This is a genomic window from Planococcus sp. 1R117A, from assembly GCF_051417975.1.
Classification (GTDB): domain Bacteria; phylum Bacillota; class Bacilli; order Bacillales_A; family Planococcaceae; genus Planococcus; species Planococcus shenhongbingii.
In genome coordinates this window covers 49406-74864 of record NZ_JBPRLO010000005.1, presented here as the reverse complement: position 1 = coordinate 74864, position 25459 = coordinate 49406, and the positions used below count along the sequence as shown (strand labels likewise).

The 25459-nt window shown below is 44.9% G+C and carries 25 protein-coding genes; 6 read left to right on the top strand and 19 right to left on the bottom strand.

What is annotated here, in order from left to right:
- Nucleotides 1–36 precede the first annotated feature (36 nt).
- The 8 genes from ACSFXN_RS15070 to ACSFXN_RS15035 form a co-directional block, all read right to left on the bottom strand.
- Nucleotides 37–432, bottom strand: a complete 396-nt coding sequence (locus tag ACSFXN_RS15070) for a DsrE/DsrF/DrsH-like family protein (protein WP_437150893.1) — start codon at nt 430–432, stop codon at nt 37–39.
- 37 nt (nt 433–469) lie between these two features.
- Nucleotides 470–1039, bottom strand: a complete 570-nt coding sequence (locus ACSFXN_RS15065) for a sulfurtransferase TusA family protein (RefSeq protein ID WP_437150892.1) — start codon at nt 1037–1039, stop codon at nt 470–472.
- Nucleotides 1040–1088: 49 nt separating this feature from the next.
- Nucleotides 1089–1385, bottom strand: a complete 297-nt coding sequence (locus tag ACSFXN_RS15060) for a rhodanese-like domain-containing protein (protein WP_437150891.1) — start codon at nt 1383–1385, stop codon at nt 1089–1091.
- 18 nt (nt 1386–1403) lie between these two features.
- The gene (locus tag ACSFXN_RS15055; protein ID WP_437150890.1) at nt 1404–1769 is read right to left on the bottom strand and encodes a rhodanese-like domain-containing protein; all 366 of its coding nucleotides are present in this window, start codon (nt 1767–1769) and stop codon (nt 1404–1406) included.
- A 21-nt stretch (nt 1770–1790) separates the two neighbouring features.
- Nucleotides 1791–2270, bottom strand: a complete 480-nt coding sequence (locus ACSFXN_RS15050) for a DsrE/DsrF/DrsH-like family protein (RefSeq protein WP_437150889.1) — start codon at nt 2268–2270, stop codon at nt 1791–1793.
- Between the two features lie 146 nt (nt 2271–2416).
- Nucleotides 2417–2677, bottom strand: coding sequence for a metal-sensitive transcriptional regulator (locus tag ACSFXN_RS15045; protein ID WP_432527725.1), 261 nt, complete (start codon nt 2675–2677; stop codon nt 2417–2419).
- 231 nt (nt 2678–2908) lie between these two features.
- Nucleotides 2909–3292 carry a DUF302 domain-containing protein gene (locus ACSFXN_RS15040; protein ID WP_437150888.1) on the bottom strand — a complete coding sequence of 128 codons (384 nt, stop codon included), beginning with the start codon at nt 3290–3292 and terminating at the stop codon, nt 2909–2911.
- A 736-nt stretch (nt 3293–4028) separates the two neighbouring features.
- Entirely contained in the window at nt 4029–5162 is a 1134-nt protein-coding gene (locus ACSFXN_RS15035) for an NADH-dependent flavin oxidoreductase (protein ID WP_437150887.1), read from the bottom strand.
- Between the two features lie 421 nt (nt 5163–5583).
- Between ACSFXN_RS15035 and ACSFXN_RS15030 the strand changes: the two genes are divergently transcribed.
- The gene (locus ACSFXN_RS15030; protein ID WP_437150886.1) at nt 5584–5868 is read left to right on the top strand and encodes a DUF3784 domain-containing protein; all 285 of its coding nucleotides are present in this window, start codon (nt 5584–5586) and stop codon (nt 5866–5868) included.
- 385 nt (nt 5869–6253) lie between these two features.
- Here ACSFXN_RS15030 and ACSFXN_RS15025 read toward each other — a convergent pair whose 3' ends face one another.
- From ACSFXN_RS15025 to ACSFXN_RS14995, 7 genes are all read right to left on the bottom strand, one after another.
- Nucleotides 6254–6988 carry a plasmid pRiA4b ORF-3 family protein gene (locus ACSFXN_RS15025; RefSeq protein WP_437150885.1) on the bottom strand — a complete coding sequence of 245 codons (735 nt, stop codon included), beginning with the start codon at nt 6986–6988 and terminating at the stop codon, nt 6254–6256.
- A gap of 199 nt (nt 6989–7187) precedes the next feature.
- Nucleotides 7188–7853 carry a DUF998 domain-containing protein gene (locus ACSFXN_RS15020; RefSeq protein ID WP_437150884.1) on the bottom strand — a complete coding sequence of 222 codons (666 nt, stop codon included), beginning with the start codon at nt 7851–7853 and terminating at the stop codon, nt 7188–7190.
- Between the two features lie 328 nt (nt 7854–8181).
- Nucleotides 8182–8679, bottom strand: a complete 498-nt coding sequence (locus ACSFXN_RS15015; RefSeq protein ID WP_437150883.1) for a TspO/MBR family protein — start codon at nt 8677–8679, stop codon at nt 8182–8184.
- A gap of 42 nt (nt 8680–8721) precedes the next feature.
- Nucleotides 8722–9531 (bottom strand): tryptophan-rich sensory protein, encoded by an 810-nt coding sequence (locus ACSFXN_RS15010; protein WP_437150882.1) that lies wholly within the window; start codon nt 9529–9531, stop codon nt 8722–8724.
- Between the two features lie 101 nt (nt 9532–9632).
- Nucleotides 9633–10619, bottom strand: a complete 987-nt coding sequence (locus tag ACSFXN_RS15005) for a YhdH/YhfP family quinone oxidoreductase (protein WP_437150881.1) — start codon at nt 10617–10619, stop codon at nt 9633–9635.
- A 221-nt stretch (nt 10620–10840) separates the two neighbouring features.
- Nucleotides 10841–11683 (bottom strand): aldo/keto reductase, encoded by an 843-nt coding sequence (locus ACSFXN_RS15000; protein WP_437150880.1) that lies wholly within the window; start codon nt 11681–11683, stop codon nt 10841–10843.
- 267 nt (nt 11684–11950) lie between these two features.
- Complete coding sequence (locus ACSFXN_RS14995) at nt 11951–12460, bottom strand: YfiT family bacillithiol transferase (protein WP_437150879.1); 510 nt, start codon at nt 12458–12460, stop codon at nt 11951–11953.
- A gap of 406 nt (nt 12461–12866) precedes the next feature.
- Here ACSFXN_RS14995 and ACSFXN_RS14990 point away from each other — a divergent pair, with 406 nt between their 5' ends.
- Both ACSFXN_RS14990 and ACSFXN_RS14985 read left to right on the top strand, forming a co-directional pair.
- A complete protein-coding gene (locus tag ACSFXN_RS14990) occupies nt 12867–14375 on the top strand; it encodes a tetratricopeptide repeat protein (protein WP_437150878.1) in 1509 nt (502 codons plus the stop codon).
- Nucleotides 14376–14700: 325 nt separating this feature from the next.
- The gene (locus tag ACSFXN_RS14985; RefSeq protein WP_437150877.1) at nt 14701–15915 is read left to right on the top strand and encodes a DNA/RNA non-specific endonuclease; all 1215 of its coding nucleotides are present in this window, start codon (nt 14701–14703) and stop codon (nt 15913–15915) included.
- A 242-nt stretch (nt 15916–16157) separates the two neighbouring features.
- Here ACSFXN_RS14985 and ACSFXN_RS14980 read toward each other — a convergent pair whose 3' ends face one another.
- Nucleotides 16158–17123 (bottom strand): N(5)-(carboxyethyl)ornithine synthase, encoded by a 966-nt coding sequence (locus tag ACSFXN_RS14980; protein ID WP_300991519.1) that lies wholly within the window; start codon nt 17121–17123, stop codon nt 16158–16160.
- Nucleotides 17124–17414: 291 nt separating this feature from the next.
- Entirely contained in the window at nt 17415–18083 is a 669-nt protein-coding gene (locus ACSFXN_RS14975) for a vWA domain-containing protein (RefSeq protein WP_437151158.1), read from the bottom strand.
- A 219-nt stretch (nt 18084–18302) separates the two neighbouring features.
- Here ACSFXN_RS14975 and ACSFXN_RS14970 point away from each other — a divergent pair, with 219 nt between their 5' ends.
- Nucleotides 18303–18668, top strand: a complete 366-nt coding sequence (locus ACSFXN_RS14970) for a peptidoglycan-binding domain-containing protein (RefSeq protein WP_437150876.1) — start codon at nt 18303–18305, stop codon at nt 18666–18668.
- Nucleotides 18669–18831: 163 nt separating this feature from the next.
- Here the strand turns inward: ACSFXN_RS14970 and ACSFXN_RS14965 are convergent, their stop codons facing one another.
- A complete protein-coding gene (locus tag ACSFXN_RS14965; protein WP_437150875.1) occupies nt 18832–20079 on the bottom strand; it encodes a TerD family protein in 1248 nt (415 codons plus the stop codon).
- Between the two features lie 205 nt (nt 20080–20284).
- Nucleotides 20285–21079: a hypothetical protein gene (locus ACSFXN_RS14960; RefSeq protein WP_437150874.1), complete on the bottom strand. Its 795-nt coding sequence runs from the start codon at nt 21077–21079 to the stop codon at nt 20285–20287.
- Between the two features lie 437 nt (nt 21080–21516).
- Here ACSFXN_RS14960 and ACSFXN_RS14955 point away from each other — a divergent pair, with 437 nt between their 5' ends.
- Nucleotides 21517–23598 carry a metallophosphoesterase family protein gene (locus tag ACSFXN_RS14955; RefSeq protein WP_437150873.1) on the top strand — a complete coding sequence of 694 codons (2082 nt, stop codon included), beginning with the start codon at nt 21517–21519 and terminating at the stop codon, nt 23596–23598.
- A 187-nt stretch (nt 23599–23785) separates the two neighbouring features.
- Complete coding sequence (locus ACSFXN_RS14950; protein ID WP_437150872.1) at nt 23786–25450, top strand: DUF2207 domain-containing protein; 1665 nt, start codon at nt 23786–23788, stop codon at nt 25448–25450.
- The last annotated feature ends 9 nt before the right edge of the window (nt 25451–25459 follow it).

Sequence of the window (25459 nt, the reverse complement as noted above, 5' to 3'; positions counted from 1 at the left end):
CCTCCACCCGTATATTTTTCGTTAAAATTTTTTAGATTAGAATGTCAATGTGACGTCTGCGTCTTTGGCGAACTCCAGGAACGTCACCGCTCCGCCAACTTCAATGCCGTCCACGAAAGCTTCTTTTTCAAGCCCGTTGACGTCCATGGTCATTTGGCAGCCGATGAACTTGACGCCGAGTTCCTGCGCCATTTCCGCCAGTTCCGGAATTGCCGGCACATTGGCTCTTTTAAAGCCTTCTGCCAGTTGTTCCTTGCCTACCGGAAGCGCCAATTGGCCATATGCTTCCTTGTGGATTAGGTTCAATCCTTCGAAGGTGAAGAAGATGGCCACCTCGTGATCGCTTGCCGCTGCTGCAGTGGCGATGTTGTAGACTTTGTAAGCGTCGAATAAGGTTCCGTTTGATGCGATGATTGCTGTTTTTCCAGCCATTTGTAATTCCTCCAGTTAAGTTGTTTTGTTAAGTTGCTTATGCGTTGTTTTGATTTGTTGCGCCATCCCATTGGGTCATGCCCTCGATGGCGTTTTTCACGCGGTTAAAGCCTTTTTCGGTCAATTGTTTTGCTGCAAAATCGCTGCGGTTGCCGGTGCGGCAGATGACGAACACTTCTTTTTCAGCATCCAATTCCTGTGTCCGGTTTTCCAGTTCGCCAAGTGGAATGGAGATTGCCCCTCCGATATGGCCAAATGCATATTCTGCCGGTTCCCGGACATCCAGCACGATGACATCATCACGCCCGAGCTGCTCTTGCAACTCAGCGTTTGTCACGGTATGCGGAAATTGGACTTCCTCTTTTTCTTCCGACTGGTCCGCTTTGCGGAGGTAATGCGTTAGCACATCGCCTTCCTCAGTAGTTCCGAGGTATTGGTTTCCGCTGCTCTTCGCCCAAGCTTTCATATCTGCGAGCGACCCCTTGTCGGTCGCCTGCACTTCGATGACCTGGCCAGGCTCCATATCCTTCAACGCTTTTTTCGTTTTAACAATCGGCATTGGGCAAGCAAGCCCCTTCGCATCCAGTACTTTATCCGTTTGAATCATGTGAATTCCTCCATTTTACCCGTGGGGGTATATTTTAAAGTAAAAAAATTTATTCCGTAGGACCTTCCCATTCCAGCATGCCGCCGTCCATATTGACGACATTAAACCCTTGGCTTTCCAAAAAGCGCGTTGCCTGACCGCTGCGGTTTCCGGAACGGCATACCATTATATGTTCTTTTGACTTGTCGATGTCCTGTAAGCGAAACTCGATAAGGCCTAGTGGGATATTGACGGCGCCAGGAATTTTTCCTGCCTTTACTTCCTCTGTTTCCCGTACATCAATAAGAGATGCGTCTTTATTATTTTCGATGTATTCTTGTACTTCCTGAATTGTCATGCGATTCATCTTTTTTCCTCCTCCAAATTAAGGACGGTAGCTTCCCATGCCGCCTCTGACATTGATCACGTGGTCGAATCCTTTTTTCTTCAAGATTGAAGCTGCTTTGCTGCTTCTCATGCCGCTTTGGCAGATCACATACGTTTCTTTGTTCACATCGAGTTCACCCGTGCGCTTAGGCAGTTCATTCAATGGAATGTTCTTGAATTCCTTGATGCGGTTCGCCTTGAATTCCGCCGGTGTCCGGACATCGATGAATTGTTTATTTTTTTTCTTCAATTCAGGTTTTAAATCGTCAGTGGAAATGGATTTCACACCTTTTGCCGGTGACATAGCCCGGTAACCGATAAAGACAATGACAGCTCCGATTAGAATCATTACCCAAGTATCCATGTTTCCCCTCTTTTCCTTCTATTAGATGAATAAGTTGACGTTGCCGTCTTCGGCATCCGCGAGATATGCGGCTACACCGGCGTAAGTGACATCTTCCAGCAATTCTTCCTGCTTCAGCCCGAGAAGGTCCATCGTCATCGTGCACGCCACAAGGTTGATTTCCTGCTCCTGCGCCATTTCAATCAGCTGCGGCATTGTCATCGCATTGTGCTTGTTGATGACCTGTTTGATCATTTTCGTTCCCATGCCGCCCATGTTCATATTGGACAAGCCCATCTTATCCGCGCCTCGCGGCATCATCTTGGCAAACTGCTTTTCCAGGAATGTTTTCTTCACCGCTGGCGGGTTGTCTTTTCGGAGTGCATTCAATCCCCAGAACGTATGAAAGATGGTCACTTCGTGATCATAAGCTGCTGCTCCGTTGGCGATGATGTAAGCGGCCATCGCTTTGTCGTAATCCCCACTGAATAAAATGATGTTTGTTGTCTTTTTCTGATCCACTTGTTTGTTTCCTCCATTCAATATACCGCTAGGGGTATTTAAAATCTCAAATAAAAAATCAGCAACTCAACGGATATTCAATATACCCATTGGGGTATATTAACATGCATAAGGAAAGCCGTCAACCCGAAAGATTGAGGGCTTCCTTATCTGCTTTTGACGAGCAGACTGACTGCATCTTTTACAAGTTTGTCTGTGCTTTCCCCTTTTTCAAGGCTTTCCCGGACACATTGCTCCAGATTCTCACTGACAATCACGCCGATGGCACGATCTACTGCACTTCGCACAGCCGATAACTGGGTGACGACATCCCGACAGTCTTCATTTTCTTCCACCATCCGCAATACACCTTTAAGTTGGCCTTCAATCCGTTTTAACCGGTTTTGAACTTGTTTATCGTATTCCATCACTCTCTTGCCTCCTGTTAAAGAATCAATCTCATAAACCTATCATATACCCTCATGGGTATGAAATCAACCCTTTGAACTGGCCGGGATAAATGAAGGATCATCCGCAAACATCTGCTGCTATAAGGCAGAGGCTGCAGAGCAGAAGACAATCCTTCATCTTCTTTTAAACAATCGAACAATTACCGTCTGGGGTATACTATTTTAGAAAAAAAATAGAGTTGGTAGCTGTTACACCGACTTATCGATACATCCAATCAACCGTTCTTCGATTTCCAACGCAATTTTTTTAATTGACTCATTCTCAACCATTTCAGTCAACGCGCTCGGTTTCGGCATCCCGATTTTTGTTGTACCGTTCTCTTCATACACGACAATTTTGCAGGGAAGGAAGTAGCCAATCATCAAATCTTCAGACAGGACCCGGTTCGCTTCCTTCGGATTGCAGACTTCCAGTACCGTAAAAGGCGTATTAAAGCTCTCCCCTTTTTCCTGGAGTTTGGCAGTCAAATCGAAATTCCACAGGACACCAAACTTTTCTTCCGTCAATTTTTCTTCAAGATCCCGTACCGCTTCATCTCTGCTTTTTGAAGTTTCCACCGTGTAATTAAACATGTTGTTGCTCCTCTCTTTTTGCGAACTTGTTCTTTTGGTAAAATTCCCTCATTTAACCGAATAAAACATCCTGCATTTTAATTGAATTAGTAAAACTTCGTTATAAGTGTAAAAAATAGAAACGCGATTCCTGCCAGGAACGCAAATCGTTGAGCCGGTCACAAAGCATTCCATAAGACTTTCATGCCTTCGCCTCCTCTGTCGCAAATAAACCCCACGGGGTATATAACAATTTAAGAATATCTCTAAATCCTCTCAGAAACAATAGATACGACTCAGTGATGATTGTAAGTCGGACTTTCCGTGCCACTTCTTAAGCATTAGTTTAAAGCTTAGTGTGCCAATAAAAACTAGTGAAGGTAGGAGTACTGAAAATAAAAGCGTTCGTAAAAGTACAGGTTTACGAACACTCTAAAAACAGCTGAAAAACGGCAAAAACAGCGTTCATAAACGTATCAAAACACTTTACGAACGTTCACGGAATTGCATACACTTTTACGAACGGTTTACAGGAATACATAAAGAAAACTCTGCTTTAGAGGTAATTATGAAAGATCATAAATTTAGCTTCAAACGTGTTAGCGGCAAAGAGCAAATAGTACATTTCAAGATTCACCATTAAAATATTAAAATGGTATGCACTAGAAATTAGTTGCCTTTCCATTAAAATGAATAATAAAACAAACAAAGCTCTCTAGCCTTTTGGCTAGAGAGCTTTCCTGATTCGTATTCGAACTTAAACGTTTACGCCTTCTTCAATTTCCACCATTTTGTACTGGACGATCTTTTCCCAAAGAGGTCCCGGAATATCGAGCTTGCCGATCCGCTCTTTCGGTACGTTCTTATAAATTTCGTCTTCTTTGCCTTGTTTCACTTTTTCCGTCCATTCCGGATCTGCCAGCACTTGGCGTCCCATCACGACGATATCCGCGCCTTCTTCAAGTGCGGCAATTGCGTCTTGCGGTTTCGTGATACTGCCGACGACCACAAATGCCACGCGGCCAGCGATTTGCTCAGAGAGGATTTCGACGATGCTGCCTTCTATTGCTTCATTATGAGGGCGTTTTTTGAAATCCATGAGCGACACGTGAAGGTAATGGATGCCGCCTTCGATCAACTTTTCGGTCAGGATTTTAGTTTCTTCAATCGTATAACCGATTCCCATTTCACTGTATTCTTCCGGCGACACACGGTAGCCGATAATAAATTCTTCGCTTGCGTAATCGACTGCCACGCGCTTTACTTCCGCAAGAACGGCAAGCGGGAATTTCAAGCGGTTTTCGAAGCTGCCGCCCCATTCGTCTTCCCGGCGATTCGTCATTTCCGATACAAATTGCTGGATCAGGTACGTATTGGCACCGTGGATTTCGACTCCGTCAAAACCGGCTTCGATGGCACGGCGCGTCGTTTCGCCGAAATCACGGATGATGTTTGTGATTTCTTCCTCTGTCAGTTCACGTGGTGCCGGCTTATGGGCAGATCCTCCGACCGCACTTGGGGCCACCGTTTCGTTCGCAGCAATCAAATCCGGCTGCCCTTGGCGTCCGCCGTGCTGCATCTGCAGGATCGCCTTGTTGCCATTCGCTTTCATCTCAGTCGCCAGACGCGTCAAACGCGGCATGACATCTTCGTTATACGCGACAAATTGTCCCGGGAATGCGAGGCCGTTTTCAGAAACCGCTATGCATGCGGAGATGAACAAGCTTCCGATATTTGAGCGGCGACGGTAATAGACAAGTTCTTCATCGGATACGGTGCCGTCCGGATTCCCTGAATATGTAGTCATCGGAGCAACGCCTAAACGGTCGTTCAGCACGACGCCGTTCGGCAAGGTGATTTCTTCGAATAAAGCTTTATATTGTGGTTTCATATAAATAAATCCCTCTTTTCTTTTATTGGTTCATTTATCCAAATTAGCATAAGCTCTGGGTGACTACAAGAATTCTAGCTTATGGGTTGTCGTTGTTAAAGGAAGGAGAACATTCAAAAACACGCCTGGTCAAATGCTTGCCCGTTCCATTTAGTGGGACAAACATCAGAAGTAGCAACCTATTTGCCGCAGGTTCCAGATTGAAATTAGGAGAGATATTGACATTGTGCTTTCAGCACCTGTTTTGGGTGCTATTTTTAATTTCGTGAAAAGCAAAAAGGATAGCAAACGCTATCCTTTCGATTAAATCCTATTATTCAAGAAGCACAGCACGATTCAAGTTAGCTAAATTTGAAACTTTTTATACCCAGAATCGTAAAAAGATTATTGGGAAATAAATACAGTTTCAGGAGGGTCGAAAATGGACTACGGATTATTAATTATCGGAACAGCTTTTTTACTTGTTTCCTACTTGGTAGCTGTAAAAAAGCAAACGTGGCTATTAGCTGGGTTTAATGAAAAAAACATAAAAAATAAATCTTTATTAGGTAAAATTGCAGGAGGAGTATTTTTCCTGCCTTTAGGATTGTTAGTAGTTATCCATAGCTTTATTGATTACACTTATGAAAAAACTGTTCTTGTAATTGCTATGTTAGCTTTATTAACAATAACGTATGTAATTATCAATAAAAGGTTGTTTGATTAAAAGCGCGCTCAGGTTTAATAAACCTATAATACGAAATAGACCTTTCATGACAATTGGAAGTTCTTTTTTTTACTATCAGCACTAATCTTTAACAAAGCCCTTAACAATGGAATTGGCTGTTGACTCAACACGATTTCCGGATATAACAAGGGCTATTGTCACCTTGTCAAAAATCATGCTAATTGCAGTATCAAAGGCATTGTTATTCGTGAAAAAGCACGGTGTAACAAGAGAAGAAGACTGTTGGAATCATTACTGATTTTGGGTCTAAACGCATTGTTAATTCTTCTTTTATACCACTCAACTGAACGGGTTACCAAATGCCGGACGTGCTCATCGATTTTATTTCCTTAGAAGTGGTGATTCTTCTATATGAAGCAGCTGCTCAACTCTTCCGGTATTTGTCCTCAATCACCCGATGGTTTTCATGTTGGATTTTATCCCATTCCGTCTTTTTGTACATCCGGCTTTTCAGTCTGCCGTTGATTCGGTCTGGATCATATTCTTTGAAGTACTGGCTGTCTGCCCAGACCTTCGTTTCTTTGTGCTCGGGATGCTGCGGGTTGCGGTAAATTTGCAGGAACTCATAAAATGCATGAATGCCGCCTACATCTTCAGGTGGTGCCGTCTCCGCTCCGTCCAGCAGCGTCGGAAACCCGAAATAATAATCATCGACAATCGATTCCAATCGAATCCGAAATTCCCAACTGTCGCCAAAATCGTACCTGTAAAGAAGCTCACCGTGCTTCTCCAAATATTCATCAACCTTGATGCCTGAAGGCTTCCGGACTACCATTGAAAGCCGCTTTTGATAAGCTTCCTCAAAGCGTTTGTGCTCAGGCTCCATGTTCTTCAGCCGCTCTGCAAACTCTTTCCGGTTCTTCTTGAAATACTGATGCTCGAGGTAGGCTTCCTCGTCATTCGTCACCCGGATATTGTCTTCCGCCAAATCGAATTCAAACAGGTGATATCCGCCTAAGGGATAGCCGCTCTGAAAATTTGTCACCTGCTGGATTATGTCATGAAGCATATTGAAGGTGGCTCCTGCCGGCATGATTACCTGCCGCCAAATCAGCGGATCGGAGTGTTCGAGTTCGATTCTGATGATATAAGATTTCATGGTTTATTCACCTTGCTTTCTATTTGAATGACCTTGTTTTATACTTCCCAAGGAGCGACACCATCAGACAAACGATAAGAACACCAATCAAAATGTAATTAGTGAATTAAACCGGTAGTTGCCGTTCAACTGCCGAGTTTCTACTTCATTATATATACCCAGAGACGCCTTCCCCTTTTTATCAAAGCACAGTTTTTTATTATTTCATTACTACTTTTCTGTCTCGCTGCAAAAAATAGAGAGAAATCAACGTCACCCAAATCCAAAATATCGTTAACGTAATACGCTGGAATAACCCTCCGTACTCAACAAAACCTGTTACTTGGCCAAAACCCATACTTGTTATAATGAAAAAACAAATAAAAGCAAATGCTGAAACTATGGTGTAGTTTGCCCAAGCAGGCTCTTTCTTCTGCAGGAATATTTTATAGAACTTGAAAGCAGCAAATGGATACCCAATAAAAAGAAACGCAGAAAACATATCATGCAGTATGCCGGAAATGCTTCTATCTGATCGAGCTGTATGTAATCCGGATGGATAACCGCTCAAAGGATCACATACGAACAGGCCTGCTCCGATCAACCCTATTGCACATAATGCTATGAGACGTGCACCGCCAACTGAAACTCCTTGAGATTTTAAAATTCGGATAAGAACAAACGAAAACCCTAAAAGCAGGATGCCAACAATAAGGAAAGTAATAGCCTGTATCCAGCCGTTGCTGCCGATAGACAATGAGCTGACAGGATGCCGCAGCGGATTATATCCTTCACGAACAGCACCATTTATTAACCAAGAAAGTGTAAATAAGGGGCCTGCCATCATGCCTGCTGCCAAAAGCTTTTTTGTACTAATATAAAACATCCTCATCGTCACCTTCTATATTAGTTTATTTAAGATAGATTATACCGTTCATCGTAACATGCTCTATGCCAAATATTATTTTAACGTTCCCTCTCTTCAACTTTTATTACGTGCGATCTGCGGCGTTTTGAATTGGATGATGGGAAAGCGCTTTGGGTCATTCCATGAAAACAGACAATTCCCAAATAACTTATCAGTATGACTAAAACAAATAGCCGCTCCGAAGAATGTTGAGTTCCTCGGAGCGGCTATTTATCTGATATAAATTTTAGTGTATGGCCAAACCATTTAAAATTTTTCTTTCCCGGGAACGCGATTTTTTTGTCATTCATTTATTCAGCTTCCAAATTGAGCTGTTCAAGCCCATTGCAAACATTACCCAAGCGATATAAGGGATCATGAGATTGCCGGCGGTTTGATCGTATTGGTAAAATTCATACGTCGTCCACGTGATCGTGGCGAGCAGCAAAACCATTTCCGCAAGCGCGGTGCCGCGCAGCCCCCATTTGAAGAAAAGGAATGACCACAGGAAGTTCAGGCCTAATTGCAGATTGTAAGGGACCAGCACTTTCCCCGCTTCGTTTTTCAACGCGGCTTTTTGAGCCGCACGGTATTTTGCCATCCCCATGGAAGTGTATAAAGCGGTCCATGCCAAAGGAAAAATCCAAGGCGGCGGAGAAAAGGAAGGCTTTTTCAATTTTGCGTACTCTTCTTGGGTATTGCGGTTTGCGAACGCGCCGGCTAATGAGCCGCCGACAACCGGCACCATGATGCTCACGGCCAGTTTTCCAGGGCTGACCTTGCCTTCCACTTTCAAGAACTCCATGCAATTTCCTCCTCTAAATTTACTTGTCTTTCAAGAACGCGCTTAACCTGTATGTCTCAGGAAAAGAGCGTTTCCATTTTTAACAAATCTCCACACAGCAGCAATAACAAAGATCCCGATCCCGGCTAAAAGAACTCCTTGAATGGCCGAGGACATAGCCGGATCGAGCCGTCCGCTCGTATACGAACTGTAGATCCCAAAGAAAGCCCAAGCTAAAGGAATCGGAAAGGCGGCGTTTTTAAACCGCCACAAGTAAAAGAGGACAAAGGCGATGGCAATCCCCAATACGATGATGGTCCAGACGGAATCGGAAATCCCGAATCCGTTCCACTCCAGCTGCACTAAAAACAAAGAAATATTGACGATGGTCGCAATGAACACCCACGAACCATAGAAAGTAAAACTGAGCCCCGCAAGCGTGGAAGGAAATTCAAAGCGATTTTTATAAATTCTTTCCACGATAATGAGCAAGGAGAACAACATGCCAAATATCAAAATGGTGGATATGCCCAGCCGTTCATAAGAGAACGCGACGATCCACCCCATATTGCATAGAGAGCTCACGATGAATAATGGAGAAATCAATAAAACCAGCCGGCTGACGTTCTTATCTTTTCTTTTTACAAATAAGTAAATTAGCGTAACCAGCAGCAAACTGTAAATGACGCCCCAAATGGAAAAAGTAAAAGGTGCCGGGGATATGAGCGTCGTGTATTTGTCTGAGATATCCTTTTGGGTATTTCCGTTAAAAAATCCTGAAGAACCGAGATAGTTGACGCCGAGCGTTGAAAAATAAACGACCAGATTTAAAACGGTGAATATTTTCGTTTTTTTCAGCGTGTTTTCATCCATAGTAACCGATCCTTTCGATAGCTGTTTTGCTTTCGTCCAAAGAATATCTCTCTACAAGATCGACACCAGACTATGCAAACTTGGAATTAGCCCGCGATTCGCTAGCACTTCACAATGGTCCGTCCCAAATGCTCTCCGTTTTTGATGGCCTCAATCGTGCCGGGCACTTCTTCAAGCGGAATCTCCTCTGCCAAAGTCGTTCCCGCAATGTTCCAGTCATCCGCCATTTTCGCCCAAATCGCAGGCCGTTTTTCGATCGGCACATTGACGGAATCAATGCCGAGCAAATTGACTCCTCGCAAGATAAACGGCAAAACGGTTGCTTTTAACTCAACACCGGCTGCCATTCCGCAGGCGGTCATGCTGCCGCCGTAGGAAAGCTGCGGGATCAAAACAGAGGTAACATCCCCTCCGACGGTATCCAGTACATAATCGAATTTTTCTTTGTTCAACGGCTTTTTCAATTCGCCTAAGTCGTCCGGGAAAATGACGGTATGCGCACCGAGTGATTTCGCTACGTCCACTTGATGATCTTTCCGGACCAGCGCTGTAATATTTTGATAGCCGATTTTAGCGAGCATCTGTACCGCGATGCTGCCGACGCCGCCAGTAGATCCAGTCACCAGTATTTCGGGATTGTTTTTCGGGTCCATGCCGTTTTGTTCCAATGCCAGGATGGACAATGCAGCCGTGAAGCCGGCTGTTCCGAAAACCATGGCGTCCCGCAGGCTTAAACCTTCTGGCAGCGGCACCACCCAATCTGCAGGTACCCGGGCATATTCGGCGAACCCGCCTGTGTGGCTCATGCCCATTTCAAATCCGGTGACAATCACTTCCTGTCCCTCCTGAAAACGGGAATCTGCCGACTCGACCACCGTACCGCTCAAATCGATCCCGGGAATCATCGGATAGTTCCGGATCACGCCCCCTTTTTTCTGTACCGCCAACATATCTTTGTAATTGATCGAAGAATACGCCACTTTAATAAGGACCTCACCGTCTGACAGCTGGTCCTCGCTTATTTGTTCCACTCCATAAATCACTTCGTCTTCCTGTTCTTTGACGACAATCGCTTTAAATGAATCCATAGATATACCCCTCCTCCCCTATCTCTTCCCGAATTGGCTTTTTGGTAAAACTGTTATCCTGTAAATTTCAGCCAAAGAACATGAAAAAACACACCCGACAATATGCTGCAGCGGGTGTGCCATGGGTTGGACTATAAATTTTTGTACAGGTTCAGTATCGTTTAGAACTGTTTTTTTCCTTGAAGTGCGATTGATGGAATGAGGTGCCCCCAATGCTTATGTTAAAACTCTTCATAGGTAGCTGGATCCTGGCTATTCAGTCTGCCATCCGGACGTGACAACTCGGCTATTTCAGCCATTTCAGCTTCGCTTAAGGCAAAACTAAAAATCTCCAGGTTTTCCCGCTGCCGCTGAGGAGAAGTGGATCTCGGAATCGAAACAGAGCCAATCTGGTAATGCCAGCGCAGCACAATTTGAGCAATGGACTTATTGTGGTTCCCGGCGATTTTACGGATTGTTTCATTCGACAGAATATCAACAGCCCTGGCAAGCGGGCTCCATGACTGTGTTTGGATATTGTGTTTCTCATGCGCTTGCCGCTGTTCTTCCTGAATGAAGAACGGATGCAATTCAACCTGGTTGAGACTCGGCGTTACCCCGGTCTCGCCAATGATGCGCTCCAGGTGCTCAGGCAGGAAGTTACTCACGCCAATCGATCGGACGAGCCCCCATTTCTTCGCATCAATCAAAGCCTGCCACGCTTCCACGTATTGGTCTTGATTTGGAAGCGGCCAGTGAATCACATACAAATCTAAATAATCCAGCTTTGAACGGTACAGCGATTCCTGAATGGCAACCAATGCTTTGTCGTAAGTATGATAGCGGCCTGGCAGCTTGGAAGTAATCCACAATTCCTCGCGGGATATGCCGCTGCGCTTGATCCCTTCCCCGACTGCTCCTTCGTTCTCATAATTATAGGCCGTATCGATCAGCCGGTAACCGGCATTAATCCCGCTGCTCACTGCGTTCGCCCCTGCATTGCCCCAAAGGCCATATGTACCGAGTCCGGTAACCGGCAGCATGGTGCCGTCGTTCAACGTCACTTCTGGTATTGCTTTTTCCATTCACGTTCACTCCTCTCTTCTCTGCTATAAGATTACGCTTACCCGGTCCCAAACTCAAACTATTCCGTCTTTTGTGCCCAACTGCTAATTTCTGTCCATGTGACAAAGAGATTGTATTTTCCGGATCAGAAGAGTGTAAACCGCTACAAATACTCCTCTTCAGGGCCCATAAAGCAAAAAAAGGAATCCGCTCCATTGGTAAATAGAGCGGATTCCTAATATGAAATTATTGTATAGCTTAAATAATAATTGACGCATGAGAGCGATTTAGTTCGCCAAGGCGATCTTGATATGTTCCAAATGATGCTCTTCGTGCCAGCACAGTTTCGCCAGTTTCGTGGCGACGCTGATTTCACCGTTCGTTTCATGGGTGAAGACGCGGTCCAATTGCTCATCCGTCACATGCTGCCCAAGTGCCACAATCCGTTCGTTCAAGCCTTCCAGTATCCGGATCGAACTTTCCACTGGCAGATCGTTATCCGGAAGCGCCGCCCATTTTTCCTGATCAAAAGCCGGAACCGTCGGATTGTTATCCGTCAAAGCCAGCCGCAGGCGCTGGTACATAGTAAGCTGTGAATCCGCAATATGGTGCACCAGCTGACGCACAGTCCAGCTGCCTTCCCGGTACTTCTTACCGAGCTGTTCGTCGTTTAAGCCATCGACCACTTCCCGCAGCCGCGTCGTGTAACTGCCGATTTTCCCGAGCCATTCTTGCACATGCTCAGCTTTCACGTCTTCAGGAACTTCTAATTCTCCAATAGGAAATCTCACATCCATTTTTCCAACCTCTTTTCCTTATCCGTATTTGGGGTTATCGTATTCACAGTCAATATACCAATGAGATTGGGTTTTGTAAACCGAGTGGCTGTGCGCTTGTTTCTGCTTCCCAGGGAGCTACACAATCCCCCCTTTTCAGTAAATCGAAGCATTTTAAATAAAGACTAAATACTTAAGGAAAATAGATATATTCCAGTACCAATAAATGTTAATATATAGAAAACTTAGTAGAAAATCTTCTGATACTATTCCTTATTATAAGCAGGTTTTTGTATGTTACACGAGGCGAAAAAGTAAGTAATAGCTGAATTTAGCGCCCTCTTCCTTTTCATTCGGCAGATATATAGTTTGAGTTAATTTTAAATGGAAAGTGGAGAGCGACTTGAAATTTCTAGTAAAAGCAATAATGTTAATAATTATATTTATAGGGATGAGTATTGGCAGTTACTGGCTGATATTTAGTCAAGGCTTGGTGCTTGGAATTCTGATTTCCTTAGTGTTGCTGGCACTTTGCATAGCTGTACTTGCTTTCAGCCTCTACGGCATCGAAATCGGACAGCTCAAAAAAATACGGTTGACCAGCCGGATGCAAGTCGCGAGTCTTCTGATTTTGACCGTTTACCTCAGTTCGGCAATCGGCTTGTTCGCTGTTGCGAATACCTTGTTGGAAGCCAAAGAGCTCACGGGAAATTTTACAGCTGCCGAAAAAACCCAAACGCTGGCTTCGTCGCTTTGGAATAGCAGTACGAATCAGGATTTGTCAGGCACTATGGAGAAAAACGATGTTACTTATTCGTATACTTCTTCAACAAAAGGTGAAATCAGTAAAATTGATGAGTTTCTGGAACGGGAAAAAGGGCGTATTGCCGATTTTTTTGGCAATGAAGACACAGGCAACCTGACTATTGTTTTCCATGATGATTTCGATACATTGGCAGAAGCGACTGGTCATGACGAAGCGAGGGGCTATTATGATTATTCTACCCAGGAAATCCATATGGTCCCGGACGATTATTCTTGGGATATCATCTTGCTTCACGAATATAGTCATCATCAAAGCCATCTATATTCCGAAACACATAGATTGGCTGAGACACGTCTGCCGTCTTGGTTTGAAGAAGGAACTGCTGACTACCTCGCAGGCGAAAGCAGTGACTGGTATGAGCTGGAAGACGTTGAAACCGTTGATTTCCATCTATTGGATTATAACTATTCTTTCCACGACACGTATACACGGAAATACGATCCCTACATCCAAAGTTTTTTGGCGGTCGAGTCGCTTGTCAATGAACATGGAGAAGATGTATTGAAGACTTTTCTGCCTGCAAAATTGCCAAGTGAATTCTATGAAATGCTGGAAGAAACAACCGGCATGACGCTTGGCGATTTCCAAAAAACCTTCCTTGATGACGTGGTTGAGGAAAGCAAAACAGAGCAGGAAAAATATAACGCTGCTTATGAAGCGATGGAAAAAGGTAACTATGCAGAAGCAGCTGGCATCATTGACGAGCTTTCAGCACTTGCCTCGGATGAGGATTTAAGTCAACTGGCATGGATGCAGACCGACCTTTATCTTATGCAGGGCCAATTTAATGAAGCGATTAAATTCATGGAAAGACACCTTGAAAATGGGGACCCTGAATACCGGATTGATGATTTGACGACGCTTGCGGAAATTTATGTGCTTATCAACCCTGAAAAATCATTGGAATTGATCAAAACAGCTGCTGAAGAATCATCGGAGGATGAAGATATGTACGATTTAGAGGCATACCTGGAAGCCTATGAACTAATCAGCTCGTCTTCACCATACGAAGGATATATGATTCTTTTGGATGAAGAACTTATCTACAATGAAACCATTATTAAACAACTGACTGAAAAGGTAGAGAAAGAATTTCCGGAAGCCAGTTGATATCCATCAAAAAAAGAGTTTCCGCATTCCGCGGAAGCTCTTTTCATTTTGTTCTCAAGTAAAAGATGCCATTTTCTAATAATTTATAAGGGTGAATAAAAAGAAAAACCACACTTTTAAATCCTATTTTTAGTTACGTAACTTTTATTCTAATCCGAGTTGGTTCTATTTATAACGCGTATATGATTGAATTAACTAACAAATACAGATAATTCCAAACGGAAATTTACCATCCCCTAGTATTTACCTTCCAAATTGTGTTATATTCATCTTTGGAAAATAGCAATATAGATCTAGAAAGAGAGAAAACAGGGGGAAATAATAAATGGATGTTTTATTTGTTTTATTGCTGCTGGTTGCCTTACTGGCTTTTGCTGCGAGCATCGTGATGTTGCTCGTCAGTGCTTTGTTCAAAAAAGGGCTGACTGTTAAGAAAGCTGGACTAGCGGCGGGTGTTTCATTTGCAGTGATAATTGGTTCTATTATTGGAGTCGGATCTACAGCAGACGAAGTAGAAACTGCAGAAGGCATTGAAAGTGAACAGACGGCTGCGGAGGAAGATAAGAAAAAAGAAGAAGAAGCTCACCTCGCAGCTGAGAAAGAAGCCGAAGAAAAAGCAGCGGCTGAGAAGCTTGCGCAAGAGAAAGAAGCGCGTCTGGCGGCTGAGAAAAAAGCTGAAGAAAAAGCGAAGGCTGAAGAGCTTACGAAACAGAAAGAAGCGCAGGAACTGGCAGCTAAAGAAAAAGCCGCTGCGGAAGCAGCAGCCCAACTGAATAATGACCGGTTTGCCGGATATGACCTGATCGAAGTGGATGGCGGTGATGTGTCTGGATACCGCGAAGCCAACGTCGTCGTTGATATCGGGTATGGGGACCGTGAATACTGGGCCTTTACGAATGAATACGGGCAACTTGTGCGTGTCATTGCGGACGAACTCGTTATACAAGATGACAGCAGCGAACCGGTAACATCGTCTGGCAGATACTATTCAGATGAGGCGAAAGTTCCGGGCGTCGAAAGTGACCTTTTAGATGAAGGACATGTCATTGCGGATTCTCTTGGAGGAGTATCGAATGCCTATAACATCACCCCGCAGGAAAGTACGCTCAACCGGCATGGCGATCAGGCTTATATGGAAAAAGTAATCCGCGATGCAGGCGGAGCAACGAATTTTGAAGCGATCATCACCTATCCGGATACGGAAACGCAAATCCCTTCCAGTTACCAGTATACCTATACAGTCATGGGCAACGAAGTCGTTGATACCTTTGACAACGTGAACCCGGATGAAGTAAACGCATCACTCGGTTTAACAGGCAGTGAGCCTGCTGATTCAAGCAGTCCAACCCCAGAGAGTGTCCCTGCCGAGTCAGCCCCTGCAAACACAGGCGGGGATGTTTCGAGTGTCGATACAAACGGCAACGGACAAGTGACGATCAAAGAAGCAGAAGCAGCAGGTTTCAGCATGCCCATCACGAGCGATCATTGGTTATACCCCCATATGCGGGATAATGATAATGACGGCATGGTCGGTGAGTAAGCAGCTGGAACTTTCGAGTGAAATAAATGAGCGGAAGAACAGTTTATGAGGTTCACGGTTTTTAACCATATGCGAGAGTTGATATAGATAGAAGCAGAAACGGTGATGCTTAGGCATTGCCGTTTTTATTTGTATAACAGTTTTCCCATTCCTGATATATAGTATCAATCGGCAATTATCCAGAAAAGCGTTTTTTCAAAAAAACTCCCGCACCAAATTCCTGTGCGGGAGTCTGCTTTAATTTATTTCACCAACAAGCCGCGTGCTTCTCTGAACTCGGTGATGTTTGGGTCGATGATGCGGCCGTTTTCAATGACGACTGCTTCTTTGACCATGTCGGACCAATTGCCTTCCGTCAAGTCATCAAGCATGCTCCAGAAACCTTCGCTCAACACTTTTGTGACGGTATGCGGGAACATGGCCGGCGTGTTATCGACTGTGTAATGGATGATGCCGTCAACTGTGTACACCGGATTGTCGATCGTCGACGGGCGTGACGTTTCGATTTCCAGTTCCGGGTCGCAGCTGACATCGATGATCGTGGCGCCTTTTTTCAAACGTTTCAAATCTTCTTTGTAGATGATGCGGTCTGTGCGTTTCGTGTCCCACATAACGCAGTTTACGAGAACATCATATTCGGTCATTTTCTCGCGGAACAGCGATTCGAGCCTACGCCCGAACACATCAACTTCTGCGCCCAGTCCGTGGAGGATGCGCATCGCGCCTTTGGCGGTATGGCCGTTGCCAAGGATCGCCACTTTCGTTTCATACGGCATTTTGCCGACATGCTGGTACGCTTGAAGAATAGCCGCTTCGCCCGCTACTTCGCGGTTGCGGTAAAAGATATAGCGGCCGCCTTCGAACATTTCTTCCCATGCGATGACCGTATGGTTGCCCGCTAGCACCGCGTCAGTGAAACGGATGTCCTGGACAGCATGCGCCCAGCCGATCAATAGTTTGCCTTCAGTGATTTGGTCGAAATAATCGGCGTCGCCAAGTTTCACGTCAACAATCGCTTCACATTCCAATGCGCGTTCGCGCGAGACGATATGGACGCCGTGCGCCTTATATTCTTCGTCCGCTATGCCTAATGCTTCTCCGTAGCCCTGTTCAAAATACAGGCGCTCGGGAAACTTGATGCCCGACATATCCTTCGGCAAAATAGCCCGGCGTTTTTCGTTGTTTTTATGGCTGATGACAAATCCCAATGTGTAAATAATAAACCCTCCGTTTCAACTTAACTTGTACAGACGGCAAACACAGCGATTTAAGCACTGCGTGAAACACGGCTCTCTTCAAATCATACCATGACCGATGAAAATCGTTTGGATTTTATTGTTATTTATTGAAATCACAGACTTTCAGTGTTCGTGATCTTTCAATTGAATGAGGACGATATCTCCATTGCTGATTTTATCGGCTTTCTTATGCAGTATGATTGCATATCTTAAATTGTGTCGTGCACAGGAGCGCGATTTTAACAAGACTGGCATCGTTCTTTACTTCAAAATCTGCTTTTCTTTCGCTTCCTTCAGCCACATCGGAAATTCATTCAACAGCTGATCATATAATTCTTCATCCGATACTTGGCTGATGTCGTCGAGATGGAAGAAGTTCGCGTTGTCGACGACGCGTCCGCCCATCGTATCAAGTTTTCGCAAGACATCAAAATTCGAATCGCCAATCCCGACAAACTGCCAAAAAATCGGCTGGCCCGATGATTCCACGATGAATTTCTTGATGCCCGGTTTGCATCCGCCATCATTGATGAAAACGAGGAACACTGGCTCATTGCTCGGGTCTTGCTTTGTATACTTGCGGATCACATCTTCCATCACTTTCGGCTCATCGTTGCGGCCGAATTTATGGACGCCCGTATTTGACAAGATGTTTTTTTCTACATAGCCCATGAACGTCGCTTCGGTCGCTGCCGGCAGCCGTGAGAATTCGTTGTCGTAGACCCAAACATCCAGCTCGCCGTCATCATCGAATTGGCTTGCGACCGCCAGCACCCGCTCCACTACATCCTGCACGACACCTTCGTTGTACAGTTTTCTCATCGAACCCGAAATATCAAGCACCACACCGACTCTGGCAGAAACTCCAGTCAATTTCTTCTTCTCTAACACAATTGTTGCCGCTTTTTTCTTCAATGAAATGCCACTGATTTTTTCTTCTTTTTCCGGCTTTTTAAAAAGTCCTATTTTATCGAATAACCCCAAGACGTACGCCTCCTGTATGATTCTTTTTATTAAGTATAACGTCTTGGCAACGCCAATGACAGAACTAACACATAAATGTAAACTATTAGAAATAAAAAATAACCGTTTCGTTTCATCCTAGACTGGGTACATTGGAGGCAACTATAATTCCAGGAGGAATCAGCCGTGAAGAAGAAATGGATTCCAATGCTGCTGGCATTCGGGTTATTGATTGCCTTTCCCTTCTCCTTACAGCCGGTGGAAGCCACAAGCCATGCAGCTGCAGTTCAGGAAGACAAGCTGCCAGCTGAATTGAAAAATCTAATGGACATCGCACCGGAGCATCAATTCATCCTGCGCGAAGGAAGTAAGCGCATTGAAGTGGAACTTCTCCAATGGACATTGAATCATTATGGCTTAAAAACGGCGGTTGATGGCGTTTTCGGGGCCGAGACCGACAAGAATGTCCGGAAATATCAGAGGGATAAAGGCTTGAAAGTCGACGGCATTGTCGGCGTGAATACGTGGGTCGCCATATACGGGGAATATTAGTAGTGTAAAAAAGGGACGCGTCAGAAACTAACCAGTTTCTGACACGGCCCTTATGTATTAGTGAATGCGAAATAAAATTTCTGGAAGTCTACCCACTTCAAGTGTATTAACTGCATTAGGGTTGTTGTCTTGTACTGCTTCAAATCTCTTGCTTAAAGGACCTTTATTTCGAACCAGCGCCCCACCTCATATTCCAGTTGAATGCTCTATCCATTTCCTGATGGCCATTGAAATATTCAACTACCTTTTTCACACTCATTGTTTCGTTATTGACGTTCTCAAGAAGTGCAATCGCGCACATTCTTTTCCCTTTCCGGTGTTCATCCAGGCGAACCTCGATATCCGGCCCACTTTGCTGCTTGAGGGTCACGACTCCATCAACCTCCGCCCAATTTGCCGCTCCTTCATAAATAAATGCATAAACGAGAATCCTTTTGAACTTGGTTATTTTATTGCCATTGATCCGAAGATTTTCGCCGCCTTTAACTGCGCCGGTTCGATCGTCATGGTCAAGAGCAATATACGGTTCATAGGTTAAGTCGCCAAATGCATTTCCTAAAGCCTGAACCGTCCCTTTATAGCCGTCTTCCAATTCAAAGAGACAGCCCAGATCCAAATCGACAGAAGAGCTGGAATTTAAAACCGATGACAAAAATCCTTTCGCCGTTTTTTGATTCCAGTTCAGGTTCACCAAAATTTCGCCTAATGGAGAACTGGTCTTGTTTAAATTGATCTTGTCGCCTGTCTTCTTTAACTCGATTTTCGTGAGATTGATTGAAGAAGAAGTTCCAGCATTTTTCGGCGCTTCTTTCTTGACTGGCGCCTTCACAAAGAAAGCAGGCTCCGCTTGAAAGTTATGCGTTGCACATAGGTCACGCAGGCTTCTGACGAAGCTTTGTCCGACTGCCGAAAACTTCCATTCTCCATTATGCAGATATACTTCGCCAGCAATAATTCCGGTACCTTTCAATAAATCTGTTCCTAAATCGAATCGGTGCAACAACTGTCCGCTTTGAGCGTCATCGATTTGTATGTAGGCGTTCTTCGCTTGGCTGAAATCTTGTTTTTTCGCTTCCCCTTCATGAATATGAATGGCCACGACGATTTTCTGAATGTCGGAAGAAATCTTTTTTAAATCGATGATGATTTGTTCATCGTCTCCCGCCCCTTCTCCCGTTCGGTTATCTTTTGATAGCTGAACTGCCCCGTCCCGGCTGATCAAGTTATTGTAGAAAACGATATTTTCTTTATTAGCCAGTTGTCCTGCCGCATTCACCATCAAAGCAACCGCGTCTAAATCCAAAGTTTGATTGCTGCTGCCGATATCCCATCCAAGCCCTACTTTGATTTTTGCCAGTGTGGGATTCGCTTTTGTTAAATCCACTTTTTGCCCTTTCACCAAAACTGCCATCAATCTTCCTCCTTCTAATTAATAAAATTAATTTCCTAAATTTACTATACTATTTCTGTATATTATTTTCAGGGTTTATAAAAAAGGGACATATTAGCTGCTTGACTTTTCTAATGCCATGAGAAAAGAAATCCGCCCGATAGTTGGATGGGCGGATTTCTTACGCAGATTTATTAAATTGTATTTGACACAGATGGAAGCTTTTTTAGTTGTTATCGCGGTATCTATACAAAGATTCATAGGAATGGACCCGAGTATCGGTTTCAAAGGAAGAACGGCTCCAGATACTCTCCAGTTCAGACGATTCCTCCGTCTCGACCAACTTCAACTCTCCCGCTTCCAGCGTCATAATATCAGATTCGATGACCTTCAATTCTTTTTGTTTGGAATCCAGTGCCCGAATCCGCACTTGGATCTCTTTTTGTGTATCTAAATTGTTTTTAAGGAAAAATGTGTTTTTATACTTTTCGTTAGTGCAATTTGAGTTTGTAGTCCGTAAACAGTCCTTTTCAGAACTCATAAACAGGACGGTGATTTCCTCATCGGCTTGCTGCTGCTCGGACAGGGCTAAAGCCTTTTCAACTTTTTGGATATAGGAGGCTTTCTCCCCTAACGGATAAACCCACATGGTGAAAAACAGGATTATTGCGCAGAACACCGCTGTGAAAATCCATACCGCCTTAGGGTTATGGAAGGATTTCGGGGCGCCTTTGAATAGGATGCTTACAATCACGTTAATGATGGTAATAACAAGCAGAAACGCTGCGGTAACAATGATGGCCATGGTGCTTTCAAAACCATTCTGAAAAAAAGAAAGCTGATAGGCATTGGAAAAATAGTAGTTCAAAACAACACTGATGAGGACCACTGCAATAAGAGCCGCTAGGGATATTCTCCAGCGGGATTTCCCGGTTTTGCCGCTTTTCAAACTCATGCTGGTCCAGAAAAACCAGGCGCACGGGAGAAAAAAGAGGAAGATGACAAGTGAAACTGTGCCCATTAAATCATGCCTTTCGCAAAGAGTAAGTGAGAAACGAAGCTTTAAAAAGTCATTAGATTAGATAAGACTTTTCAAAAGCACCCCTTCGGAAGATGAGTATTTTTTCCATCTCGCTTTAATTATACGGAACACACGCTATAAAAGATTCAAAAGTTTAATGTTACTTTCCAAGAAGCAACACATTTCCTAAATGATCTATTCATCTTGAATAAAACTCAAGAACCGCCGCTCTAAAATCTAATTTTATAGACAGGCAAATGTATGGAATTTAACTCGGAGTTTATAAACAAAATTTTTTGATCTGTTTCCTTCCTGGAACCAGGTTTTTAGAAGCCGGCTTCTTTACACAAGCTCCATAGTTATTTACAGTGGCGTCATCTCCTAGAAATAATGGATTGGTAAAATGGTAGAGACAATTGAAGTTAGGGAGTGTTCTAGTGAAGAAGGCATTTTCAAGCAAGCTAACCATTTCAACAATGGCTCTATTAATCGGCATTTCGGGCCTGCTGCCGACAAGCCCACTGGCAGAGGAAGGCCAAGACAGTTCTGAATTCGCCTTGCGTGAACCGGAAACAGGATTCCGGGTCTTGCCCTATCTGCAGTCTCCAGCCAGTACATCTATGAAGATCAGCTGGGTATCCGAATTAGATGAACCTAGTACCGTTACTGTCACAGGCCCGGGAATCAAAGGCAAGAAAACCGTCACGTCGGATCCATATTACATGGACTTGATGGAGTACACGGAAAAAGAGTTAAAACAGGAATTAACGTATGACAGCGGAAATGGCAAAACAGAAACCATTCCACAAGGATCATGGCTGGAATCGAATGCCAATTATAAGCACTCGGTGTCCATTGAAGGGCTAAAGCCGAATTCCACCTATTCGTATAAAGTAAAGCAAGGAGAAGAAACGCATCATGCCACGTTTAAAACGTACCCGGAACGCGACAAATGGGACGATTTAACATTGGTCGCTTTTTCTGACGCGGAAACAGAACCATACGGAGCATTAGAACATCGGGAATGGGAATCGCATCCGGTGAACACCTATGCACCGGGTTCAGAGGAGCGTCCAGGCAAAGGGTCCGCCTTTGATCAGAAATATGGAAACAAATCGCGCAATGATATGTTTTTGGTCCGTTATCCGCTTGATCAGCAAACGGCGTTAAATGAAAACTTAGCCCATATCGAGGCGGCTGACCCGGATGCACTGCTTATCGCGGGTGACCTTGGACAAGGTTCAGGATTCCAGCCTGCCTGGGATGAATTTTGGCGTCATTTTGCAGGTGACTACACAGATCTGGCTTCCCGTACCCCCTTATTGCCTGCTTTAGGAAACTGGGAAACATATGCATCCATAAACGGAGGATATGGCAGTGATGCTGACCGGACACCTGCCGTGATTTCACGCAATCGATACCATGAATATTTCGATACGCCTGGGGATGCGAATAATCCGCAGTATAAAGATTCTTATTACCGGACAGATATCGGTCCGGTGACTTTATTGACATTGGACTCCACAAATGGCGTTCCTGATGAATCAGCGAAAACAGGAACCTTGACTGGCGAAAAATACAGCGAAGATGATTCTGTCTTGAAGGAAGAGGTATGGGCAGAAGAAGGTGCTGCGGGTGATCCGTATTATACGACAGACACACAAAATGAATTTACAGCTGAAGCCTATAACGAAGCGTTTACGGAAGTATTCGAAGGGACAAGCCCGGAAGATTCCGACTTGCCAAACTTTAACCCAGGTACAGAGCAATACAAATGGGCAGAAGAACAATTGAAAGATGCACGCGAAAAAGGGCAAATCGTTCTTGTCCAATTCCACCATGCTGCGTATTCAAATGGAGTCCATGGTACGCCGCCAAATCACGAGCACCCGGACAGCCAGTCTGGTGTGGCCATGAGAGTGTATACTCCGATGTTTGAAAAATACGGTGTAGCTGTGGTCCTGTCTGGACATGATGAAATGTTTGAACGCAGCTGGGTTGATTCAAATGAGGATGGCACTGGCTTTCATTCGTATGACGTCGGTGTAGCGGGAGATGGCTTACGCGGCGAAAAAATGGTTCGAAATGAAGACGGCCAGCTTGTACCGCTCGACTACAATTCGCACAGCGAGTGGAGTGCAAGCCGAAATGAGCCCGAATTATGGAAGACGAATGAAAATGGCGTCAAACAGTTAATTGATGGCGGACTGCATTATGGCCATTTGCAAATGGACTTCGCCAACATGCCAAACGGTGCGAAGTTAACCCTATCACCCGTCTATATTTTCCCGATTCTTGATGACAACTATGACTTGGTCAAAACAGAACGCCGTGTCTACGATGATGTTCAAACGATTTATTTTGATAAAAACGGAAATATGACGGCATCATCAGAGGCGTGCGAAAAACCAGGGAATGGAAAAGGAAAAGCGATCGGAGTTTGCAAAGAAGGAAATGGGAATAAAGGAAACGGCCAAAAGAATGGCAATCCTCCGGAACACAGCAACGCACAAAAATAACACTGTTTTTCTAGGGAATAGAGTAGATTAAACTGAACCTCAAATGGTATACACTTTAAATAAAGTGATCCATTTGGGGTTTTTCTGTTTTCAGAGCTATTTACATTCGTTTAAAGACAAGCCTCCGCCTCCCTCCTTGAAACTTTTTCAAGCGCCATCCGTATGCTTGTACAAGAGGTGATGGATCATGAAGAGAAAAATCATTCCATACGCATTAGTTTTTATTTTAGCTTTGCTGGTTCCCGTGCAGGTATACGCGATTGACTTTGACATTAATGAAGTCCGGATCGATGCGCAGTTAAACGCGGACGGCACAGCGGATGTCACGGAACGATTCACGTACGAATTCGATGATGATTTTAATGGCATCACCCGCAGCCTTATTGAAAAAGAAGGAACGGCCATCGAGAATTTCTCGGCTTCGGAAAACGGCAAATCATTGAGGGTGGAAATGGAAGATGGCCTTTACAAGATTTACCGCTCAGGTGAGGATGGCGACATAATTGAAATCGAACTGAGTTATGATATTGCCAATGCGGTGGAAAAATTTGAAGATGGTGCGCAGTTTTACTGGGCGTTCTTCGACGAAAGCAACGAAAGCGAATATGGCGACATGACGATTGCCGTCACTCCCCCCGCTCCGGCTGAAAATACAGAAGCTCTCGGCTACGAGGAAGCTTTCGGCACAGATCGTGTCACAGATGACGGTGCTGCAGTGTTTGAGTTGGGCTATGTGCCGGACGGCGAAAACGCCAATGTCCGGGCGATTTTTGAACCCGAACTGTTCCCGGGTGCATCTACAATGGACGGTACTGTCCGCGACGAACTTGCAAAAGACCAGGAGCAACTGGAAAATGAAGCAGCGGCTTTCGCCCAGAATCAGCAAACCGCAAAGAACGTCGGGATTCCAGCCATTTCGATTGGCGGCGTTTTGCTGCTGTCCGGAATTTTCTTGGCATGGATGCGTGCTATTCAGCGGAAACGGCAAATCCGTAAAGTCCCTTATGAATTTTTTGTACCGAAAGAGTCGATGAGCATTCCGGCGCTTCTTTATTTCACAAACTCAGTGTTCCTGTCGCCGAATGCCATCTCGGCAGCCGTCCTGGAGCTTATGCGAAAAGGCAATATCCGGCAGCTCACGGAAGATCATTTTGAGCTGATCCACCGAAAAATCGATCATACTCATGAAGCTACTTTGATCGAGCTGTTATTCGACCGCATCGGCGACAGCCAGGAATTCACGCTTCAGCAAGTGGAAGAATTCACGAAAAACGAACTGAATCATGCGGGGTATAACGACGCCATCGCCGAATGGAATAAAGGCGTCAGCCTGGAAGTGAAAGAAAAGAATTATTACGAGAAGCACCGTGATCTGCGCGGAGCTGCCGGCATCCTGGGTGCCATATTCATCGGACTCGCCATCTATACCGGAATCTACCAGCTCTTCCCTTGGATGGCGGCTTCCATCGCTTTGGCGTTGCTCGCGTTCGGCTTTGCCATCGGCTACACGCCCATCACATTCGAAGGGCATGAAATCCGCCATCATTGGCGAAAACTGAAATCGGCCATGCAAAACTTGCCAGCTGAACAGTGGGAACGGCTGACGCTGGATGAAAAGCAGCGCGCCTATGCCTACCTGCTCGGCAGCGACCCAACAACCGCCGAACGGAAAGTTGCGGCTTTCACTTCCGCCCAAGCGACAGCAGACGATTCGAGCTTTGTCATGAATCCGATATTCATGACGGCCGTTTTCGTATCAGCCGGTTCGACTACTGCCGCCAGTGCAAGCAGCGGCACGGCAGGTTCTGGTGCAGGAGTTGGCGGCGGTGGCGGAGGATCTGGGGCGTTCTAAATTGAAGGG

What these genes read in the sequence shown, in the direction of transcription:
- ACSFXN_RS15070 (WP_437150893.1), bottom strand. Translation starts at nt 432, where the DNA reads ATGGCTGGAAAAACAGCAATCATCGCATCAAACGGAACCTTATTCGAC.
- ACSFXN_RS15065 (WP_437150892.1), bottom strand. Translation starts at nt 1,039, where the DNA reads ATGATTCAAACGGATAAAGTACTGGATGCGAAGGGGCTTGCTTGCCCA.
- ACSFXN_RS15060 (WP_437150891.1), bottom strand. Translation starts at nt 1,385, where the DNA reads ATGAATCGCATGACAATTCAGGAAGTACAAGAATACATCGAAAATAAT.
- ACSFXN_RS15055 (WP_437150890.1), bottom strand. Translation starts at nt 1,769, where the DNA reads ATGGATACTTGGGTAATGATTCTAATCGGAGCTGTCATTGTCTTTATC.
- ACSFXN_RS15045 (WP_432527725.1), bottom strand. Translation starts at nt 2,677, where the DNA reads ATGGAATACGATAAACAAGTTCAAAACCGGTTAAAACGGATTGAAGGC.
- ACSFXN_RS15040 (WP_437150888.1), bottom strand. Translation starts at nt 3,292, where the DNA reads ATGTTTAATTACACGGTGGAAACTTCAAAAAGCAGAGATGAAGCGGTA.
- ACSFXN_RS15035 (WP_437150887.1), bottom strand. Translation starts at nt 5,162, where the DNA reads ATGAAACCACAATATAAAGCTTTATTCGAAGAAATCACCTTGCCGAAC.
- ACSFXN_RS15030 (WP_437150886.1), top strand. Translation starts at nt 5,584, where the DNA reads ATGGACTACGGATTATTAATTATCGGAACAGCTTTTTTACTTGTTTCC.
- ACSFXN_RS15025 (WP_437150885.1), bottom strand. Translation starts at nt 6,988, where the DNA reads ATGAAATCTTATATCATCAGAATCGAACTCGAACACTCCGATCCGCTG.
- ACSFXN_RS15020 (WP_437150884.1), bottom strand. Translation starts at nt 7,853, where the DNA reads ATGTTTTATATTAGTACAAAAAAGCTTTTGGCAGCAGGCATGATGGCA.
- ACSFXN_RS15015 (WP_437150883.1), bottom strand. Translation starts at nt 8,679, where the DNA reads ATGGAGTTCTTGAAAGTGGAAGGCAAGGTCAGCCCTGGAAAACTGGCC.
- ACSFXN_RS15010 (WP_437150882.1), bottom strand. Translation starts at nt 9,531, where the DNA reads ATGGATGAAAACACGCTGAAAAAAACGAAAATATTCACCGTTTTAAAT.
- ACSFXN_RS15005 (WP_437150881.1), bottom strand. Translation starts at nt 10,619, where the DNA reads ATGGATTCATTTAAAGCGATTGTCGTCAAAGAACAGGAAGACGAAGTG.
- ACSFXN_RS15000 (WP_437150880.1), bottom strand. Translation starts at nt 11,683, where the DNA reads ATGGAAAAAGCAATACCAGAAGTGACGTTGAACGACGGCACCATGCTG.
- ACSFXN_RS14995 (WP_437150879.1), bottom strand. Translation starts at nt 12,460, where the DNA reads ATGGATGTGAGATTTCCTATTGGAGAATTAGAAGTTCCTGAAGACGTG.
- ACSFXN_RS14990 (WP_437150878.1), top strand. Translation starts at nt 12,867, where the DNA reads ATGTTAATAATTATATTTATAGGGATGAGTATTGGCAGTTACTGGCTG.
- ACSFXN_RS14985 (WP_437150877.1), top strand. Translation starts at nt 14,701, where the DNA reads ATGGATGTTTTATTTGTTTTATTGCTGCTGGTTGCCTTACTGGCTTTT.
- ACSFXN_RS14965 (WP_437150875.1), bottom strand. Translation starts at nt 20,079, where the DNA reads ATGGCAGTTTTGGTGAAAGGGCAAAAAGTGGATTTAACAAAAGCGAAT.
- ACSFXN_RS14960 (WP_437150874.1), bottom strand. Translation starts at nt 21,079, where the DNA reads ATGGGCACAGTTTCACTTGTCATCTTCCTCTTTTTTCTCCCGTGCGCC.
- ACSFXN_RS14950 (WP_437150872.1), top strand. Translation starts at nt 23,786, where the DNA reads ATGAAGAGAAAAATCATTCCATACGCATTAGTTTTTATTTTAGCTTTG.